The organism is Paenibacillus stellifer, assembly GCF_000758685.1.
GTDB classification, from domain to species: domain Bacteria; phylum Bacillota; class Bacilli; order Paenibacillales; family Paenibacillaceae; genus Paenibacillus_AQ; species Paenibacillus_AQ stellifer.
Map to the genome: position 1 here is coordinate 3,193,187 of NZ_CP009286.1, position 19,058 is coordinate 3,212,244.

The 19,058-nt window shown below is 53.4% G+C and carries 16 protein-coding genes; 4 read left to right on the forward strand and 12 right to left on the reverse strand.

Features of this window, described 5'->3' with window-relative positions; all coding sequences use genetic code 11:
- Positions 1-46: 46 nt before the first annotated feature.
- From PSTEL_RS14740 to PSTEL_RS14760, 5 genes are all read right to left on the reverse strand, one after another.
- The gene (locus tag PSTEL_RS14740; protein ID WP_038696406.1) at positions 47-553 is read right to left on the reverse strand and encodes a DUF4178 domain-containing protein; all 507 of its coding nucleotides are present in this window, start codon (positions 551-553) and stop codon (positions 47-49) included.
- Between the two features lie 100 nt (positions 554-653).
- Positions 654-1,322: a PspA/IM30 family protein gene (locus PSTEL_RS14745; RefSeq protein ID WP_038696408.1), complete on the reverse strand. Its 669-nt coding sequence runs from the start codon at positions 1,320-1,322 to the stop codon at positions 654-656.
- A gap of 69 nt (positions 1,323-1,391) precedes the next feature.
- Entirely contained in the window at positions 1,392-1,730 is a 339-nt protein-coding gene (lpdD, locus tag PSTEL_RS14750) for a prenylated flavin chaperone LpdD (RefSeq protein WP_038696410.1), read from the reverse strand.
- Between the two features lie 39 nt (positions 1,731-1,769).
- Positions 1,770-2,738, reverse strand: coding sequence for a dihydroorotate dehydrogenase (locus PSTEL_RS14755; protein WP_084065102.1), 969 nt, complete (start codon positions 2,736-2,738; stop codon positions 1,770-1,772).
- On the reverse strand, positions 2,731-3,435 hold the full coding sequence (locus tag PSTEL_RS14760) for a dihydroorotate dehydrogenase electron transfer subunit (protein WP_038696413.1): 705 nt from the start codon (positions 3,433-3,435) through the stop codon (positions 2,731-2,733). Before PSTEL_RS14760 ends, PSTEL_RS14755 begins: the two co-directional genes overlap by 8 nt.
- A gap of 144 nt (positions 3,436-3,579) precedes the next feature.
- Here PSTEL_RS14760 and PSTEL_RS14765 point away from each other — a divergent pair, with 144 nt between their 5' ends.
- On the forward strand, positions 3,580-4,428 hold the full coding sequence (locus PSTEL_RS14765) for a polysaccharide deacetylase family protein (RefSeq protein WP_052098512.1): 849 nt from the start codon (positions 3,580-3,582) through the stop codon (positions 4,426-4,428).
- 96 nt (positions 4,429-4,524) lie between these two features.
- On the opposite strand, the gene PSTEL_RS14770 is transcribed toward PSTEL_RS14765, so the two are convergent.
- A complete protein-coding gene (locus PSTEL_RS14770; protein ID WP_342666505.1) occupies positions 4,525-5,175 on the reverse strand; it encodes a 3D domain-containing protein in 651 nt (216 codons plus the stop codon).
- A gap of 452 nt (positions 5,176-5,627) precedes the next feature.
- Between PSTEL_RS14770 and ppk1 the strand changes: the two genes are divergently transcribed.
- Positions 5,628-7,715, forward strand: coding sequence for a polyphosphate kinase 1 (gene ppk1 / locus PSTEL_RS14775; protein ID WP_038696415.1), 2,088 nt, complete (start codon positions 5,628-5,630; stop codon positions 7,713-7,715).
- On the opposite strand, the gene PSTEL_RS14780 is transcribed toward ppk1, so the two are convergent.
- The 4 genes from PSTEL_RS14780 to PSTEL_RS14795 all read right to left on the reverse strand — a co-directional run bounded on the left by PSTEL_RS14780 (position 7,687) and on the right by PSTEL_RS14795 (position 11,810).
- Positions 7,687-9,216, reverse strand: coding sequence for a Ppx/GppA phosphatase family protein (locus PSTEL_RS14780; protein WP_038696417.1), 1,530 nt, complete (start codon positions 9,214-9,216; stop codon positions 7,687-7,689). The genes ppk1 and PSTEL_RS14780 overlap by 29 nt on opposite strands.
- A gap of 282 nt (positions 9,217-9,498) precedes the next feature.
- Positions 9,499-10,221: an amino acid ABC transporter ATP-binding protein gene (locus tag PSTEL_RS14785; RefSeq protein WP_038696419.1), complete on the reverse strand. Its 723-nt coding sequence runs from the start codon at positions 10,219-10,221 to the stop codon at positions 9,499-9,501.
- Positions 10,208-10,921 carry an amino acid ABC transporter permease gene (locus tag PSTEL_RS14790; RefSeq protein ID WP_084065105.1) on the reverse strand — a complete coding sequence of 238 codons (714 nt, stop codon included), beginning with the start codon at positions 10,919-10,921 and terminating at the stop codon, positions 10,208-10,210. Before PSTEL_RS14790 ends, PSTEL_RS14785 begins: the two co-directional genes overlap by 14 nt.
- A 67-nt stretch (positions 10,922-10,988) precedes the next feature.
- Positions 10,989-11,810: a transporter substrate-binding domain-containing protein gene (locus PSTEL_RS14795; protein ID WP_038696421.1), complete on the reverse strand. Its 822-nt coding sequence runs from the start codon at positions 11,808-11,810 to the stop codon at positions 10,989-10,991.
- 244 nt (positions 11,811-12,054) lie between these two features.
- Between PSTEL_RS14795 and PSTEL_RS14800 the strand changes: the two genes are divergently transcribed.
- Complete coding sequence (locus PSTEL_RS14800; RefSeq protein ID WP_038696423.1) at positions 12,055-13,797, forward strand: alpha-glycosidase; 1,743 nt, start codon at positions 12,055-12,057, stop codon at positions 13,795-13,797.
- Between the two features lie 154 nt (positions 13,798-13,951).
- On the opposite strand, the gene glgA is transcribed toward PSTEL_RS14800, so the two are convergent.
- Together glgA and glgB are read right to left on the reverse strand one after the other, a co-directional pair.
- Positions 13,952-15,421: a glycogen synthase GlgA gene (glgA, locus tag PSTEL_RS14805; RefSeq protein ID WP_038696425.1), complete on the reverse strand. Its 1,470-nt coding sequence runs from the start codon at positions 15,419-15,421 to the stop codon at positions 13,952-13,954.
- Positions 15,422-15,447: 26 nt separating this feature from the next.
- On the reverse strand, positions 15,448-17,445 hold the full coding sequence (gene glgB, locus PSTEL_RS14810; RefSeq protein WP_156996059.1) for a 1,4-alpha-glucan branching protein GlgB: 1,998 nt from the start codon (positions 17,443-17,445) through the stop codon (positions 15,448-15,450).
- Positions 17,446-17,780: 335 nt separating this feature from the next.
- Between glgB and PSTEL_RS14815 the strand changes: the two genes are divergently transcribed.
- Entirely contained in the window at positions 17,781-18,998 is a 1,218-nt protein-coding gene (locus PSTEL_RS14815; RefSeq protein ID WP_038696427.1) for a glucose-1-phosphate adenylyltransferase, read from the forward strand.
- Positions 18,999-19,058 lie beyond the last annotated feature (60 nt).

Sequence of the window (19,058 nt, forward strand, 5' to 3'; positions counted from 1 at the left end):
CATATATTGATAAATCCATTTGTTCGATCGGCTTTCTTAAAAAGCTCTAGGAAGCCCGGATGACCTGAACGTCGCCCGGAATAATCTTCTCCCCTTCGTACAGCATAAACCGCCCGTTCTGCCACTCAATTCGAAGCAGCTGGCCTTCGTCGGACTGATACTGCCACACATGCTGGTCGCCCGCATTCATAAAAGGCGTCTGACCGGTCACCGCCACATGGCCCTCGTACTCTTCCTCCAGATAGTAGAGGATATCGTCGAGCTCCATCGTAGTTGGAACCTCGGCCAGGCTGTCCATCCGGCCGTCAATCGCCTTGTACAGCGCATACCGCAGCTCTTCCCGCTGCTCCACATGCAAATAGGCCAGCGCTGCTCCGTCGCGAAGCGTCAGCAGCGCTGTGTTTCGGCCGAAATTACTGACCCGTCCAGTCACTTCATAACTAACAAGCGATACCTCGCAAATATCGCCTGGCGACAGCTGAAGCACGCTCTTAGGTGCGGGAAGCGGTTCATCCTTGGCGAACAGATTGCCAATACGTTTCCATATACTCATGGTCGTTCCTCCTGTCAGGTCCTTGTACATACAAGGACGGGGAGAGCGACTCAACGCTTCTCCCCGCCTATCGCCTTCACGATATCGTGACGGGAGGCTCTTATTGCTTCTCGTACTGCTTCATCAGAGCGGCCAGTTCATCTTCAACGCCCTGGTCCTTCGACAGCTGCTCGAACTCGTCGTCAAGCGACTTTGTGCCTTTGCTCATTTCGTTGCTTGCTTCCGCCTGGGCTTCGGCCTGCAGCATCTTCTCTTCCATGCGCTTCAGTCCGGCTGTTGCGGAGTCGGAGCTGAAGCCGCTCATAGCCTTATTGATTTCAGTCTGCGCCTTGGCCGCGTTATAACGGGCTACCAGCGTCTCGCGCTTGCTCTTCATCTGGCCGAGCTGCTTGCGCATCTCTTCCAGCTTGTCGCGGAGATTGTCAGCCGAAGCCTTGTTCTGGTCGTAGCTCGTCTTATACTCGGCGAGCTTGCCTTCAGCCGTCTTCTTCTCTTCCAGCGCCCGGCGCGCCAGATCGGCGTTGCCCGCCTGTGCGGCGGCGTGGGCCTGCTGGTTACGCTTGTTCACAAGCGCTTCCTGCTCTTCGTACAGCTGCTTGAATTTCTTCTCAATCGCGATCTGGGCGGCGACTGCTTTCTCGGCGTCTTCCAAATCTTCGGTCATATCCCGGATATATTGGTCAGTCATTTTGATCGGGTCTTCAGCCTTGTCGATAATCGCATTGATATTGGACATCGTTAAATCGCGCAATCTTTTAAAAATGGACATATGTTCATTCCTCCAAAAGATGGTTTTTAAACTTGTTGATATGTTTTACGCAGGTCAGCGGAATCCGTTTCATTTTTTGTTTCGTAAAAACTGATCCACCTTGCGATCCACCGTCTCAACCACGCGAAATATTTGCTCCTTGGTCAGATTGTCGTAATGGATGCCCATCACAACGGTCACGGTTCGCCCAAGCGCCTCGGCGGCTTGTCTGGCGATCCGCTCGCTGATCGTATGCTCCTTGTGTCCGGGAACCGCCGAGGTTCCGGAGGAGACGCCGCCCGTATCCGGATATGCAATGCTGGCCGCCCCGATATGCCTGACCCCGCCGGTAATTACCAGAAGAAGATCGCGCCCCACCTCGAAATCGGTGATGACTATGTCTTCAGGGTCAAATGCTTCCGAAGGCAAGAAATCTCCCTCCTTCATGCACCTGCATGACTGCGGAACTTAAATGATGCCGCGGATTTCATCCAGGGAAGAGATATTTTCTTCGATCATAAACTGCCGGAGACCGGTTAGCAAGTCCCGTCCGGCCCGCATATTCATGAAATTATAGGTGCCGACCTGAACGACAGCGGCTCCGGCCATAATAAATTCGACAATATCTGTCGCGGAAGCGATCCCGCCCATGCCGATGACCGGTATGCTGACTCTCTTCGCCACCTGATGCACCATGCGCAGCGCAACCGGCTTGATGGCAGGGCCCGACAGACCCGCATACAGATTATTGAATACGCTCCGTCTGCGCCGCACATCGATCTTCATGCCGGAAATCGTATTGATCAAGGAGACAGCGTCCGCCCCTTCCTCCTGGCACATTGCGGCCATGTCTGCGATGTCTTCGGCGTTCGGAGACAGCTTGACGGACAGCGGCAGACTCGTCGCACCGCGAACGGCGCGGACAAGCTCCCGGGCATCGCAGGTGCGGATGCCGAAGGCGATGCCGCCTTCTTTTACATTGGGACAGGAAATATTGAGCTCTATCATATCCACTGCTTTCGTTCCATGCTCCGCCCGGCGGTCGGCATCCTGCTGAATCAGTTCCGCTCCGGTAACATAATCCTCAAAGGTGTTGCCGCCAAGATTGACGATTCTTGCGGTGTCCAGCGATTCCCAATAGGCGCCTTCCTTCTTAAGAAAAGCATGAATGCCCGGATTCTCCAGACCGACGCTGTTCAGCATGCCCGAAGGTGTCTCGTACACCCTCACGCCCGGGTTCCCTGCTTTGGGATTCAGCGTAAGACCTTTGCCCGAAATGCCTCCAAGCTCATTTACATCGTAAAACTTGGCATATTCCCGTCCAAACCCGAAGGTTCCTGATGCCATCACAATCGGATTCTTGAAGGTAACCCCCGCAATAACAGTGCTCAGATCAAGCTTCGTATCCGCCGCTCCGCTCGTTTCCGTTCTAATCATGAAATACCACCTCTTCCGCCAAAAATACAGGTCCGTCCGCACATGCCTTCCGCTGTCCGTCCTTGCACGATACGCTGCATACGAGGCAGGCTCCGATGCCGCACGCCATCCGGTTCTCCAATGAGAGGTACACATTCACCCGGCTGCCCTCCGACTGGGCCGCTGCAGCCTTATGCTGTGCTGCTTTGAGCATTGGGTGTGGCCCGCAGACGAACACATGGTCATAGGCCTTGAAATCGACGCTGTCCAGAATGAGGCCGCCGACATCCACCGTCAGCTTATCAGCGTAGGGACGAAATTGTTCAGTCGCGAATGGCTCCCGGCTGTATCCCAGGAAGACGTCGCAGCCCGGAAGCTCACGGGCACAGTACATGAGAGGCGCAATGCCGATTCCCCCGCCTACCAGAGCGATCCGTCCCTCAACCTTGGGAAAGCCGCTGCCGAATGGCCCTTCCAGCTGAATAGGATCGCCAGGAGTCAGCTTCGCGAACAGCTCCGTACCTTCGCCTACAACATGATATAAGAAATCGATGCTGTCTTCCCCTACCTGATGGATGCTAAGAGGTCTCGACAGCACCGGATAGTTGTCCCATGCCCGCAGCATATAGAATTGGCCCATTTCACCGCTGTAATCTCCGCCGACCCGGAGATGGTAAACATTGTCCGCCAGTTGTTCATTACTAATAACCGTCCCCACGTTATCAAGCTCCTTCAAATTTTATCTTATTAAACATGCCTGAGAAGAAACTTAAAATCTGTGATATTCTTCACACCTTTGAATGTTTTTCGCGTGAAAGACAAATAATAGACGGAAACGCCTTTACGGGAAGGAGAACGTGTAATGAGATTTTTTCCAGCGGCTCGCTTGCTGACGGCCGTTTTAATCCTGACACTGGTCTGCGGCATGTCTGGCTGCTCCGGTTATATTCCGGCAGAACGTTCTTCCGGAGCATCGTCCTTTGGGGAGTGGAACCTGTCCGGGAAGGAGCCGGCAAAAACAGAAGCCCGTCCGGTAGCCGCTGCTTCCTCTCCCCTTACCCTTAGCCAGCTGATCCGTAAATATCCGAATGCGATCAAAACAAACGGTCCCCGGGTCAAGCAGATCGCCCTGACCTTCGATGATGTACCGGACCCCCGGTTCACCCCGGTAATTTTGGATGTCCTCAAGAGATACAATGTGAAGGCGACGTTCTTTCTGGTGGGAAGCCGGGCAGCCAAGCATCCCGCACTCGTCCGGAGGATCGTCCGCGAAGGGCACAGCATCGGTAATCATTCATACAGTCATCCACAGTTCAGCAAGCTTGATCTGCAGAGCTTCCGGAAACAAATCTTGAGGTCGGAGAAGACAATATCGGGGATTACCGGCATCCGGCCCAGACTGATTCGTCCGCCATACGGCGACGTTAACGAGCAGCAGCTGAAATGGGCCGCCGCTAACGGCTATACCTTTATCAACTGGAATGTCGACTCCGAGGACTGGAAAGGGCTGTCGGCTGCACGGGTCAAAGCGAATATTTTGCCGCATGCCGGTCGGGGTGCAATCATTCTTCAGCATGGAGGCGGGGGTGCAGGCAGCGATCTGAAGGGAACGATTCAGGCCCTGCCCGACATTATCAATAACCTGCGCCAGAGAGGGTACAGTTTCGTAACCGTCCCCCAGCTCCTTCATCTCGCTGCAAGCCGATCTTAAGCGGACGCTTTAATGAATAAGAACGCTGGGCAGCTATGCCCTGATATTGAAAAAAGCCGGCCTCGGTCTGTGCCCGTCCGGCTTTGCAATGCCTGTTTAATTGATCAAATAGAGCTCCACGTTCTGAAATCCGAATTCCGAGACAAAGCTCTGGCTGCCTGGAATGAAGATATCGATCCGGTTGCCTTTAATGGCGCTTCCCGTATCCAATGCTGTGGCGACAAATGCCTGCTTCGGCAGGCCGGGATGCGAATACCCCGTGACCAGCACTTTTGTGCCGAGTGGAATAATAGAAGGGTCAACGGCGATGGTGCCCAGCTTCAGCGGATTGCCGAAATAGTCGACGGAACCCCAAGGTCCGTTCTCGCTCGCAGCCGAAGAATAGGCGGTAGCCTTAGCCTGCACGGTTTTGTCGTAGGTAAAGACCTTGCCCCAGGCTTCCACTGTCTTGTTCCCTTGACTGCCCGACTGTTTGGCTGATTCGGCACTGGCAATTCCCGATCCGGCCAGGGCGGTGCTGCCCGGAACGACCAGACGCAGGCCCGGATATATGTTCTGTGGATCGACTTCCGGATTAGCCTGCATCAGTTGCTCCAGACTGACGCTATATTTTTGGGCGACTCTGTAAAAGGTGGTCTGATCTCCGGCGACATGGATACGCTCGGCATGAGCAGGCGCGGCCATCAGCATTACGCTGAGTCCGAGCAGGGCGGCTGCAGTTTTAACCGTCTTGATGTTCTTGATCATGGTGCCTCCTTAAGTACTGCGCACAAGCTTATGTAGGTTCCTTGCGGCAATGCGGTTTTTTGGTTTCCCCGTTCAACAGTTTTGAATATATCACAATTTTGTAACCAGTGCACTTACAAATGCTTCCAACAAGCGTGAAAAGCACGCTAAAACTGAGTTTTTTCTACCGAAATTTGTTTCAAATAGAATAATAAGCGGCTTTTTTCATGTCAGATTTGTTATATTTATAGTATGTGGATGGATTGGCTGCACAACAATAACCGGCCTTGTAATATCCGGTAAATATCCGTCCCGATAACACGCACCGCAAGACAGCAATTCTTATGTCAGGTTTTTTTTTCGATTTTACACTGCGTTAACATTTCATTCCCTGGTAAAAGGTAAAATGAATACGATGCAGGCGATATGATAAAATGGAGTATATTCATTCTGGTAGCCAATTTGGAGGAAACATGAGCGAAGAAGAGAAAAAACATCACAGCAGTCCATCCGCCGCCTATCTGAACCGGGACCTCAGCTGGATCGAGTTTAACCGAAGAGTCCTTCATGAGGCACAGGACCCGGACAACCCCCTGCTTGAGAGGGCCAAGTTCCTCGGTATTGTATCAAGCAATCTCGATGAATTTATCAGCGTTCGGGTTGCAGGGATTCAGGACCAGATCAGGGCGGGCTATACCAAAAAGGATTTTACCGGATACACCCCTTCCGGTCTGCTCAAACGGCTGTATAAGCGTGTCGGCCAAAGCGTGAACGAGCAGTACCGTTCTTTCCGCGATCTGTCGCGCAGCTTACATAAAGAAGGCATCGTCTTCGTGGATTATGAGGATTTGACCCATGCCCAGGAGACAGCTGTTGAGGACTATTACCGGGACATTATTTTTCCCGTGCTGACGCCGATGGCCGTGGACCAGAGCCGACCCTTTCCGCTTGTGCACAGCTTGTTCATCTACCTGGCGGTCGTGCTGGGCAAGAAGGATCAAGATGACGACGAGCTGTTCTTCGCCATCCTGCAGATTCCATCGAATCTGCCCCGGTGCATTCCGCTCCCCCACCGTTCCAACAGCAAACGCCGCCAGTTTATCTTTATTGAAGATGTGATCAGAGCCCATATCGGAACACTCTTCAGCGGCTATCAAGCGCTTGCGGTTAACGAATTCAGGCTGACTCGAAACTCCGACCTCAGCATTGACGAGGAAGGCGCCGAGGATCTGCTGGAGGAGATTGAGAAGGAGCTCCGCAAACGGCGCCGCGGCGTTCCGGTAAGGCTGGAGGTCCAGAAAGGCATCCATCCGTTCGCACTGGAGCAGCTGCAGACCGAATTTGAAACCGAAATTTTTACCTTTGAAATTGACGGTCCGCTTGATCTTGGCTTCTTCCGCCAGTTCGCCTCAGGCCTCAAGGGATACAGTTATCTCAACTATCCGCCGATTGAGCCCGTCTATCCGGCCGAGTTCGATGAGACAGAAGATTTCTTTGATGTATTAACCAAACGCGATGTCCTCGTATACCATCCGTATGAGTCATTTGAGGCGATGATTGACTTCATCACCCAGGCTTCGGAAGATGATCAGGTTATGGCGATCAAAATGACGCTGTATCGGGTGAGCGGCAACTCGCCGCTGATCGGAGCGCTTGCGCATGCTGCGGAGTCGGGCAAGCAGGTTACAGTCGTGGTGGAACTGAAAGCGAGGTTCGACGAGGAACGCAACATCGCCTGGGCCCGGAAGCTGGAGCAGGCGGGCTGTCACGTCGTCTACGGCCTTGTCGGATTGAAGACTCATGCCAAAATTACGCTGATCGTCCGCCAGGAAGACAACGAGCTGCGGCGTTATGTTCATATCGGCACCGGCAATTATAATGAAAATACCGCAAAAATGTATACCGATATCAGTCTCTTCACCTCAAATGACGATATCGGCCTCGACGCTTCGGAGCTGTTCAATCAAATTACCGGGTATTCCTCGAACCGGGAGTGGAACGCAATCGTCGTTGCGCCGAGCAGTATGAGCACCAATCTGCGGCGATTGATCCAGCGGGAGAGCGAGCATGCCGCCGCAGGGCGTCCGGCCAGAGTCATCGCCAAGATGAACTCCTTGTCGAACCAGCAGGTCATCGACGATCTGTATGAAGCCAACGCTGCTGGCGTTACGATCGACCTGATCGTACGAGGGGTATGCTGTCTGCGCCCGGGCGTTCCAGGCCTGAGCGAGCATATTACGGTCCGAAGCATCGTCGACCGGTTCCTGGAGCATTCCCGGATTTATTATTTTGAGAACGGCGGAGATCCGGAGGTCTACATGTCCAGTGCTGACTGGATGACGCGGAATTTGACCCGGCGTGTGGAATTAATGTGTCCGGTGAAGGATAAAGAGACGCGCGGGCAGGTCGTCGAGATTCTGCAAATGTCGCTGCGGGACAATCAGAAATCCAGCTTCCTGACTCCAAGCGGGAACTATGAACGCCCGGACGACAAAGAGGCTCCTTATCGGAGCCAATTCGAGGCCATGGCGGTTAGTGAATGGAAGTATAAATCAGAGTAACCTTAATCCCCCATGCGCTCTTGAACGCTTTAAGCGCATTATCGATTTCCTCCAGCCGAAGAAGCGGGCGTTCGCTTACCATCAGCTCGATGTCCAGCATGCTGCCTCTTCTTACCGGCTTGATTTGCAGCTCGATTCCGATATCGCTGCCGTCCAGCGCAGCGCTTAATTGCACGAGTGATCCAAGCTTGTGTATCCAATCCTCGTCGGATGCGAGAAGAATGTCCTTATGCTCGGCGGACAGCTTCTGCTTCCGGCTTTTTGTGCTGAAGGAAGCAATCAAGGCGCAGAGAACAAGCTGACGGTGCGTCAATCCGCGGATGGGCGAATTCATAAGCCAATACTGGGTGTGGCGTTTGGATTGATAATAGTTGATGTTGGCCCCAAGCCGGTGCAGCATGACGGACACGTAAATCAGCATCTCCTGCTCTTCTGTATGCTCGTCCTCTTTTAGCGCAGCGAACAGAGCCCCAGCCAGCTTGTAGACAGGATACAGAAAGAAGCTCGACGCTTCCCGGTTAAGGAGCTGAATGGTGCGGAGACTATACTCCAGGGCGCTTGGGCGGACCGGGTGCTCCGGCTCCAGCAAATCATGCAGCATTCCTTCGCGCAAGCCCTCGCCGCTGATGACTGCCCCGCCCGCATCGATATACTGGTATACAGTATGAAAGATGATCAGACCCGACACGATAATATCGGCACGGCTCTTGGATAAGCCATCCACATTTTTGCGCTTGTCGTATGGCATTGCCGGGAGCGTCTCCATGAACTTCTTCACGGTTTCGGTAGACAAGGTGTAGCCATGCGAATTGGGCAGCGAGTAATTCCGCCGCTTCTGGTCAATTTTGCCCAAGGTGCGGATCGTTCCGCCCAGACCATACAGCAGAAGTCCCTTGCCCTCCTTCAACCATTCGCATTCCTCCAGCCGTTCCCGCACATAGCTCTCCAGCTTCCGGACCTGCTCTCCGCTCCAGTTGCCGTTCTGCCCGAACATGACATTGGTGTTGACGGCTCCGAAGGGAAAAGAGATGCTGTAGGCGTGTCTTCTGTTCCGGAACAATGTAATTTCCGTACTCCCGCCGCCGATGTCGATGACAAAACCGTCCTGTGCGTCAAAGGCGTTGATCACGCCAAGAAAGCCGAAGTAAGCCTCCTGATGACCGCTTACAATCTCAATGGGCAGCGAAGCCTGCTCCGACAAGTATTTCACGATCTCTTCCGAATTGACCGCATTGCGGATCGCCGCAGTCGCTCCGACGCGGATGCGCTCTGCGCCATACATCCGGCACACGCTCTTGAACTGCAGCAGCACCGGTACTATCGATTGAAGCTCTTCGTGTTCAAGATGCCCGTCCTTCGTAATTTTTTCACTTAATCGCGCCGAATTTTTGCATTCCTTGATAATCCGGAACCCGCCTTCCGGCGTTGTTTCATAGATGACCAGCCTGATCGAGTTGGAGCCGATGTCGATGATCCCCACCCGGCTTAAGTAGTTATCCATATTTTGTCCCCTTTTTATGTCGCTGAGCCTTATTATACAACCGTTTGCAGCATATTTACATTTTAAACGGCCTTCATTTTTCTAAACGCTGATCTTTCGTTCAAGCAAAGTTATTGCAGCGGGGATGACGAAACGACCTCCGGATAGCGGCTGGTTCGCTTTGTGTCCGATTGAAAAACGATCCGTTCGCTTAGCGTCCAACTAAACGATTCAGTTGATCCGGGTAATAAACAAGCTGCCCCAGCAGCCATCACATGGCATTTGGGACAGCTTCTGATATCGTTACAGCACCTTGCTGAGAAAATCTTTGGTTCGGGAGTGCTGCGGATTGCCGAACACTTCTGCCGGCGTGCCCTGCTCGACGATAACGCCGCCATCCATGAACAGAATCCGGTCCCCCACTTCCCGTGCGAAGCCCATCTCATGTGTGACAATGACCATCGTCATTCCTTGTAGAGCCAGCTTCTTCATAACCTCCAGCACCTCACCGACCATTTCGGGGTCAAGCGCGGAAGTCGGCTCGTCGAACAGCATGACATGGGGCTGCATCGCGAGCGCCCGGGCAATGGCGATCCGCTGCTTCTGGCCGCCGGAGAGCTGCGAAGGATAGGCATCCTTCTTGTCCTCAAGGCCAACCGTGCGCAGCAGTTCCATGGCAACCCGCTGAGCTTCCGCCGCTGGCTGCTTCTTCACCTTGACCGGTGCGAGCGTAATGTTCTCCAGCACGGTTTTATGCGGAAACAGGTTAAACTGCTGGAAGACCATCCCCATCTTCTCGCGGGTCGCGTTGATGTCATGCTTACGGTCTGTAATCGAAGCGCCTTCGAATGTAACCTCGCCCCCGGTCGGCTGTTCCAGCAGATTCAGGCAGCGCAGGAAGGTGCTTTTTCCCGAGCCGCTCGGTCCGATGACAACTACGACTTCCCCTTTATGAATCGTCAGGTCGATGCCTTTCAGAATTTCCAGTCTTCCGAATGATTTCTGCAAATTATTAACGGTGATCACTGGCGCTCAATCTCCTTTCCAGTAGCCCAAGCAGCTTGGACAGCGCAAAGGTCAGCACGAAATACATTAAAGCGATGATCAGCAGCGGCGTCAGGCCGTCATAGGTAATGGACGTAATCGTACGCGCCTGGAGCAGCAGATCCGTAACACCGATCATGGCGACAATCGAGGATTCTTTGATAATGGTAATGAATTCGTTGCCGATTGCCGGCAGCACACTCTTAAAGGCTTGAGGCAGCACGATATATCGCAAGGTCATTGCCTGTGTCATCCCGAGCGAGCGGGACGCTTCGGTCTGCCCCCGGTCAACGCCCTGAATACCGGCCCGGAATATTTCAGCCAGGTAAGCGGAGCTGTTGATGGTCAAGGTGATGGCGCCCGACTGGATCGGCGAGAATTCCAGCCCGATGGCCGGAAGGCCGTAGTGGATGAGAAAGAGCTGGACGAGCATCGGTGTGCCGCGCAGAAATTCAACCCAGGCCGTGGCGATCCAGCGGAGGACAGCCAGGCTGGACATCCGCATCAAGGCGACTACGACACCCAGTATGAAGCCGCACAGCACTCCGATGACCGCAAGCAGCAGTGTATATTGCAGACCCGTCAGGAACAGGTCGCGATAGTCGTAAGCCATATTGAAAAAAGTTGCCATATAGCTAGTAATAACCTCCTTGTCAGCAGGAATAAACAAGCGTGCAGCCATTCAGTCTTAGCCCTCCTGAGGTAAGAGACGGGTGCACGCTTGTCCTTTCATTATGGAAACCCCGTAATTATTTCGATTCGGCGAGTTCGGCAGCTTTCGTGACATATTCGTCGATTTTACCGGAGGATTTCAGTTCGGCCAGCTTGTCATTGATCTGCTTCAGCAGGTCGTCATTGCCCTTCTTAACGCCGATTACATATCCGTCATCCTCTACTTCAGGCTTGGCATCCGTAATAGCCAGTCCCTTGACGTTCTGCACGAAGGACTTGGCAACCGGGCCTTCCATGATGGAAGCATCCACACGGTTGGACTGCAGCTGAAGCACGATATCCGAAATTTTGGCTAAAGATGTCAGCTTCGCGCCTTCAATCCCCTTGGCGATATCTTCCTGGATCGATCCAGTCTGAATGCCGATCTTGGCGCCTTTCAGTGAATCCATCGTGCTGAATTTGTCCTTGTCGGCTTCACGCACAACTACAGCCTGCTCAGCTTTGTAGTAAATATCGGACAGACCGACGGCTTTGGCTCTTTCCGGTGTCGGGCTGAGACCCGAGATGACCATATCCACCCGTCCGCTGGACAGCTCATTCAGCAGCGAATCGAAAGGCAGGTCCTTGATCACCAGCTCAGCACCTATGCTGGAAGCGATATCCTTGGCGATGTCGATGTCGAAGCCTACAATGGTATCTTTGCCATCAATAACCTTGTGAAATTCATACGGCGGAAAATCCGCGCTCGTTCCGAGCGTCAGCGTCTTCGTCTGTGTGCTGCCTGCGTTGTTACCCGAAGCCGCATTCTCATTCGATGTATTTTTGCTGTTCTGACCGCAGCCGGAAATAAGGCTTGCTGCAAGCAGCATCCCCATGGATATTTTTACCCATTTGTTCATCTAGTTGTGTCTCCCCTGTTCTCTTGTCGGGCGATTATTTGGCCCTTGTCTATTTGTTGTGTTAAATTGATGTTACTTCGTCCCGGACCGATTTATTATAATTCATGTCGCATGATTATGCAAAGTTTTTTTCCTCCATTCTTGGCACACTATACGAAAAGAACGGGTTTCATAGCAACGATTTCGGGTATTTAGCTACGTAACCTTATAGCGTTCACGAACAACATTGATTGGAGGGTCTGATATGCAGCTGGAAGCATTGTATCATGTGCCGCGGGATAAATGGGCCTATGCTTACGACAGAGAAACCGTACATCTGCGGATTCGCGCCAAACGCGGTGACGCCGCTGCAATAACCGTTGTATCCGGCGATAAATACGATTGGGACGGTACTTGTGCCGAAGCTCAAATGGAAGTCGCGGCAGCGGATGACCTGTTTGATTATTGGGAAGCACATGTGAAGCCGAGATTCAGACGCCTGACTTATTATTTCCGGATTGAATCCGGGGATGAGACTTTTTTTGTATGTGAAAAAGGCATTCTGCCGGAAGAGCCGCTTCCGCCCCGCGGCAACTTCGAATATCCGTTCATCCATCCGGTTGATCTGTTTGAGGTGCCTGCATGGGCCAAAGACGCCGTCTTCTACCAGATTATGCCGGAGCGGTTCGCGAACGGTGATCCCGGCAATGATCCGGAAGGAACGAAGCCTTGGGGCGGCAAGCCTGAAAGGGAGAATTTCTTCGGAGGTGATATCCAGGGAGTTATCGATCATTTGGATTACTTGAGTGATCTCGGGATCAACGCGATCTACTTCACTCCCTTGTTCCTGTCTCCCTCCAATCACAAGTATGATATTGTCGATTACAAACAGGTCGATCCTCATTTTGGAGATAACAAACTTCTTAAAGAACTGGTTGAACGATGTCATAACAGAGGGATACGCGTGCTGCTGGACGCAGTGTTTAACCACTGCAGCCGGGAATTCCCCGCGTTTCTGGATGTGCTGGAGAACGGAGCGGATTCAAGGTATGCCGGCTGGTTTCATATCAAGTCCTTTCCGCTTGAGGTTGTGGACGGGATTCCGACATACGATACCTTCGGTTTCTACCCCGATATGCCCAAATTCAACACGGCGAATCCGGAGGTTAAAGCATTTCTGCTGGACGTGGCCGAATACTGGATCAAGGAAATCAAGCTGGACGGCTGGCGGCTCGATGTCTCGGATGAAATCGACCATTCGTTCTGGCGGGATTTCCGCAAAGTCGTGAAGCGGGCGAATCCGGAGGCTTACATTGTCGGCGAAGTGTGGAGTGACTCCCTGTCCTGGCTGCTTGGCGACCAGTTCGATTCCGTTATGAACTATCCGTTGTCGGATACGGTCTTAGAGTTCTTTGGAGGCAAAATGGACAGCGGCACGTTCAGCAACAGGCTTGGCTCTCTCCTCATGCGCTATCCGCAGCAGACCAACGAAGCGATCTTCAATCTGCTGTGCAGCCATGATACGCCCCGCCTGCTGAACTGCCTGGGGGAAGACAAGCGGCGGATGAAGCTCGCAGTCGTATTCCTGTTCACCTTCATCGGCACCCCTTGTATTTTCTATGGCGACGAGATCGGGCTGACGGGCGAAGGCGATCCCGACTGCCGGAAGTGCATGGAATGGGACCCGGCTAAACAGGATCATGAGCTTCACGATTTCTACCGGACCCTGATCGGACTGCGAAAGAATCACGTAACGCTCCGCAGCGGCCGTTACCGGATGCTGAAGGCTTGCCGGGACGAGTCCTGCTTGGTGTATGAGCGGGAAGACAGCAAGCAGCAATTTACAATCTGGATGAATAATTCCGCAGAGCCGCGTACTCTAACTCTTCCGTTTGAGACAGATGACTGGAGGGACGCGTTATCCGGAAACCGTGTAAAGACGGATGGCGGCAGGATTAGCCTCACGCTGGAGCCGTTCGGCTTCCGGATATTGCAGCGCGAGCTGTAGACCTGCGGCTGCTCTTGTTGGGAACGCAGGACAACCACCGTCTCTCAGGAGCCATTGCTCCGGCAACAAAAAGGCGTGCTTTCCTCCCGAGTCCGTGTCTGGCCCGGCGGAAAGCACGCCTTTGTTAACTTTTTTCTAATTGGCAGAGATTAAATCAGCCTTCTTCAATTGCGACACCCGGGTCGGCTTCGGAAATGGCCGGCTGGATTAAATCCCGGTAGATAGCGGTATACTGCTCCGCCGATACATCCCAGCTATAGTCGCCCGCGAAGGCGTTGCGGGTCACCCGCTTCCAATGCTCCGGCTGATGGTAGAGTGAGACGGCACGGCGCAGGGTGTGCATCATGTCATGTGCGTTGTAATCGCGGAACGTGAAGCCATTCCCTTCCCCGGTCGCTTCATTATAGGAATGTACGGTATCGTTCAATCCGCCCGTCTCGCGGACCACCGGAATGCTGCCGTACCGCAGCGCCAGCAGTTGGCTGATGCCGCATGGCTCGAACTTCGAGGGCATCAGAAACAGATCGCTGGCCGCATAAATTTTGCGGGATAGCTCATCGCTGAACTTAATCTGAGAGGAGAGCTTCGACGGATAGCGCCATGCTGCGTCGCGGAACCAGGCTTCATACGCCTCGTCCCCGGTTCCCAGCAGCACGAACTGGATGTTGTCGTAATAGAGCATCTCGTCCAGAACCCGGGTTACCAAATCAAGGCCTTTGGAATCAACCAGCCGTGTCACCATGGCAACCATCGGAATATGCGGCGCTATCGGGAGTCCGAGCTCCTGCTGCAGGCCGATCTTGTTCTCAACCTTCTTGGCGAGATTCGTCCGGTATTTGGAGAAGATTTTGGAATCGGTAGCTGGGTTGTACGCCTTCGTGTCTATCCCGTTGACGATTCCGCTCAAATGATCAGCGCGTGAATTAAGCAGCCCATCGAGACCATATCCGAAATAAGGCGTCCGGATCTCCTGGGAGTAGGTCGGACTGACCGTTGTCACATAATCGCTGAATACGATTCCGCCCTTCATGAAATTCACGTTGCCGTAATACTCTACGCCAAGGAAGTAGCTGCTGTCCAGCCCAAGCAGATCGCCCAGAACCTCGTATGGGAACACACCCTGATACAGGAGGTTATGTATGGTGAAGACGGTGCGCATCCCGCTGTAGAATGGCTGGCTGCGGTAATGACCATTCAGCAGCACGGGAACGACGGCGGCGTGCCAATCATGGCAGTGAATGATATCCGCCTGAAAGCCGATCTCCGGCAGGATCTCGAGCACCGCCCGGTTAAAGAAAGAGAACCGCTCGCCGTCATCCATATAGCCGTAGATGCCGTCCCGGCCGAAATAGTATTCGTTATCGATGAAATAGAACGGGACGCCTTCATGCACAATACGCTCAATCCCGCAGTATTGGCTCCGCCAGCCTACAGGAACCTTGATAACTCCAACCGGCTCCATCCGGGAGCGGTACTGCTCGGGAATGCCCTTGTATTTGGGGAGCACCACCCTAACATCCACTCCGGCTTCCTTCAGCGCTTTCGGCAGCGCTCCGATCACATCGGCCAGACCTCCCGTCTTGATGAACGGATGTCCTTCCGCAGCGGCAAATAGCACTTTCATGGCTTTTCCTCCTATGATTAGATGATTTATCGTTTGGAACGCGCTGCACGGCCACCTGTGCTTCCAGCCGCTTCACCCGGAGTACCGGATGACATCTGCACAGCCGCCGGTTTATCCTCCGCTGTCCGCCGTCCGCGCTTTTTCAGAATAACCATGCTGAGAGGGTCCAGCGTCAGCGACAGACTGTTCTGTTGCCCATGCATCTCCTTCTTCTGCGTCTTCAGCGGCTCCAGAACGGCTCCGGCACCGCCGAACTCCTCCTTCCCGGAGTGAAAGACGATATCGTACGTTCCCGCCCTCGGTACGCCGATCCGGTAATCAGGCCGCTCCACCGGCTGGAAGTTGATCAGAATGATGAGCGTATCACCCGGTTTTTTGCCCTTGCGGATATAGGATATCACGCTCTGCCCTCTGTCGTCTGCCGTGATCCATTGGTATCCCTCGAAGCTGTGATCCAGCTCCCAGAGCGCTTTTTCAGCCAAATAAAAATGATTCAGCGCAGCCGTATAGACCTGCATCTTCCGGTGGCTGTCGTATGACAGCAGCAGCCAGTCCAGCTCCTCCTGGTCCTTCCACTCGATGAACTGGCCGAACTCGCCGCCCATGAACAGCAGCTTCTTGCCAGGGCTTGTTATCTGGTACCCGAGCAGCAGCCGGAGTCCGGCGAATTTCTGCTCATACGTGCCCGGCATTTTGCTGAGCAGCGATTTCTTGCCGTGAACAACCTCGTCATGAGACAGCGGAAGCGTGTAGTTCTCGGAGTATGCATACGTAATCGGGAAGGTGAGCAGGTTATGATGATGCGGCCGGTCGGAGAAATCCTTCTCGACATAAGCCAGCGTATCGTTCATCCAGCCCATGTTCCATTTATAGTTGAACCCAAGCCCGCCTTCGTACACAGGGGCTGTCACACCAGGCCAGGCGCTGGATTCTTCAGCCATCATCAGAGCGTTCGGATAGTGATGGAACACGGCAGTATTCAGCTTCTGGATAAAAGCAATGGCCTCCAGATTCTCCAATCCGCCATTGATGTTGCGCCGGTACTGCCCATCACCCTTCTCGAAATCAAGACGCAGCATGCTGGTTACGGCATCCACCCGCATTCCGTCGATGTGATAGTACTCATACCAGAAAAGGGCGTTGGAGATCAGGAACGAGAGCACTTCCGGCTTGCCGAAGTCAAATGACAACGTGCCCCATCCCGGCTTCTCCGCCATCAAGGGGTCGCTGTATTCGAAGGTCGGGGTTCCGTCAAACAGGCGCAGACCGGGCGCATCTTTGGCAAAATGGGCAGGCACCCAGTCGAGAATAACGCCGATGTTCGCCTGGTGCAGCCGGTCGATCAGAAGCATAAGTCCTTGCGGCTCGCCGAAACGGCTGGTCGCTGCGTAATAGCCTGTACCCTGATAACCCCACGACAGGTCATAGGGATGCTCAGCAAGCGGCATAAATTCCACATGGGTGTAACCCATCTCCCGGAGATAAGGAATCAGCAAATCCGCGATTTCGGTATAGGAATACAGCTCTCCGCCTTCCTTGCCGTGGATATTCTCCTTCTGCCTCCATGTCGCCAAATGCATTTCGTATATATTCAGGGGCTTGTCATAAAGGGCCTTGCTGCGGCGCCTCCAGGCAGCGTCACCCCATTTATAGCCGTCCAACTGCGTTACGACCGAAGCTGTAGCAGGGCGAACCTCGGACATGAAACCGTAAGGATCGGCTTTTAGAAAGCTCGAGCCGTCCGGTCCCTTAATACGGTATTTGTAAAATGTTCCCGGCAAAACTCCGGCAAAAAAACGAGTCCATATTCCCGATTCGGGTATCTTATATAACGAGTCCTCTTCGCGGTTTCCGTCCCATCCATTCCGGTCGCAGGCCAGTCCTACATATGCCGCGTTGGGAGCCCAGACAGTGAATCTTACTCCGGCCTGGCCCTCCTCCACTGCGGGATGAGCACCCAGCATCCGGTAGCTGCGGTAGTTGGTGCCTTCATGAAACAAGTAAATATCCTCGGGTGACGGCATGGTTACTCCTGCTTGTCGCTCAGCCAAATGAATACCACCTTTTCTAATAAATAGAGACATGTCTTCTAAGTGTAAGCAAAGCTGCGCATGCGGGGTATTTCCATACAGGATACACCTAATACATTAACCGAATTCCTAACATTTGAAAATAACGCCAAAGCGAGATTATTTGAGCATAAAATCACGTATTTTTAGTTCGTGGAATGAGCCCAAGCAATGCGTCATATATTTCATCCATGCTCATTTTGGCGTCGATTCAAACCTAAACTGCCAGGTTATATAACATTCATTGACATCGACAATGACAAACATCACCACTAGATGGAGGGGTACACATGAGTAAAAAAGATTGCATCGCTATGCTTCTCGCAGGCGGCGAGGGACGCAGACTTGCTCCTCTTACATCCGATATGGCCAAACCGGCAGTCCCATTCGGCGGACATTACCGGATCATCGATTTTCCCCTCAGCAACTGTGTGAATTCCGGTATTGATACGGTTGGGGTACTGACGCAATATGCGGCAGAATCCTTACACACCCATATCGGCGAGGGGGACCCTTGGGGACTCCGGACCGAGGAAGGCAAAGGAATCGCTCTTCTGCCCTCCGGCACCGAACAAAAAGGCAGCTATGTAGGAACCGCAGACGCCATTTATAAGAATATCGATTATATCGACAGCCTGGACCCGGAGCATGTGCTGATCCTGTCCGGCGATCACATTTACCATATGGATTACCGCCAGATGCTGGAGCACCACCAGCGTATGGATGCGGACGCAACCATATCCGTTATGGAGGTTCCATGGGAACAAGCGAGCCGGTTCGGCGTGATGAATGTGGATGATAACCTTCAAATTACGGACTTTGTCGAAAAACCGCCGAAGCCGCTGAGCAACCTCGCTTCGATGGGCATATACCTGTTCCGCTGGAGCTATCTGAAGGCGCATCTTATGAAGGATGCGGGGAGCAGCGCTTCCAGCCACGACTTCGGCAAGGACGTCATACCCGCCATGCTGCAGAATGACGATTCACTGTTCGCCTACCGCTTCAAGGGGTACTGGCGCGATGTCGGTACAGTGGAGAGCCTGTGGGAAGCCCACATGGATCTCTTGGCCGGCGACAATGATTGGGGCCTCGATATCAGCCAATGGCCGATGTACAGCCGGACGCTGGTTGCCAGACCAGCGGCAATCCGCTGCAAGGCACAGGGTTCGTCTCATAATGCTCTGATCAGCGAGCATGCTTCAGTTGAGGGCGTCGTGAAGCGCTCTGTCGTGTTCGCCAATGTGGAAATCGGCAAATTGGCAATCGTCAAGAACAGCGTCATTATGCCTGGAGCGCGAATCGGCAAGAATGTCTATATCGAGAACGCCATTATCGGCGAGGATGCTGTCATTATGGACGGCGCGGTCGTAACCGGCAGCGTGGATACCATTACTGTAATCGGTCCTCGTGAGACGGTTGCCCCCAAACCGGCTGTCCGCACATCCCGGTTGTTCCAGGAAGTATACGAGAACACAAGCAGACTGCGCGCCGGCGGGCTGCTGTCCTAGGCGGCGACTAAGAGCTGCCTACAGGAAGCATGTTCCGCTTATTCGCCTGCTTCATTAATA

Excerpts from the sequence above, each read along its gene's own strand:
- PSTEL_RS14740 (WP_038696406.1), bottom strand. The coding sequence starts at position 553 with ATGAGTATATGGAAACGTATTGGCAATCTGTTCGCCAAGGATGAACCG.
- PSTEL_RS14745 (WP_038696408.1), bottom strand. The coding sequence starts at position 1,322 with ATGTCCATTTTTAAAAGATTGCGCGATTTAACGATGTCCAATATCAAT.
- PSTEL_RS14755 (WP_084065102.1), bottom strand. The coding sequence starts at position 2,738 with ATGATTAGAACGGAAACGAGCGGAGCGGCGGATACGAAGCTTGATCTG.
- PSTEL_RS14765 (WP_052098512.1), top strand. The coding sequence starts at position 3,580 with ATGAGATTTTTTCCAGCGGCTCGCTTGCTGACGGCCGTTTTAATCCTG.
- PSTEL_RS14770 (WP_342666505.1), bottom strand. The coding sequence starts at position 5,175 with ATGATCAAGAACATCAAGACGGTTAAAACTGCAGCCGCCCTGCTCGGA.
- ppk1 (WP_038696415.1), top strand. The coding sequence starts at position 5,628 with ATGAGCGAAGAAGAGAAAAAACATCACAGCAGTCCATCCGCCGCCTAT.
- PSTEL_RS14780 (WP_038696417.1), bottom strand. The coding sequence starts at position 9,216 with ATGGATAACTACTTAAGCCGGGTGGGGATCATCGACATCGGCTCCAAC.
- PSTEL_RS14790 (WP_084065105.1), bottom strand. The coding sequence starts at position 10,921 with ATGGCTGCACGCTTGTTTATTCCTGCTGACAAGGAGGTTATTACTAGC.
- PSTEL_RS14795 (WP_038696421.1), bottom strand. The coding sequence starts at position 11,810 with ATGAACAAATGGGTAAAAATATCCATGGGGATGCTGCTTGCAGCAAGC.
- PSTEL_RS14800 (WP_038696423.1), top strand. The coding sequence starts at position 12,055 with ATGCAGCTGGAAGCATTGTATCATGTGCCGCGGGATAAATGGGCCTAT.
- glgA (WP_038696425.1), bottom strand. The coding sequence starts at position 15,421 with ATGAAAGTGCTATTTGCCGCTGCGGAAGGACATCCGTTCATCAAGACG.
- glgB (WP_156996059.1), bottom strand. The coding sequence starts at position 17,445 with ATGCCGTCACCCGAGGATATTTACTTGTTTCATGAAGGCACCAACTAC.
- PSTEL_RS14815 (WP_038696427.1), top strand. The coding sequence starts at position 17,781 with ATGAGTAAAAAAGATTGCATCGCTATGCTTCTCGCAGGCGGCGAGGGA.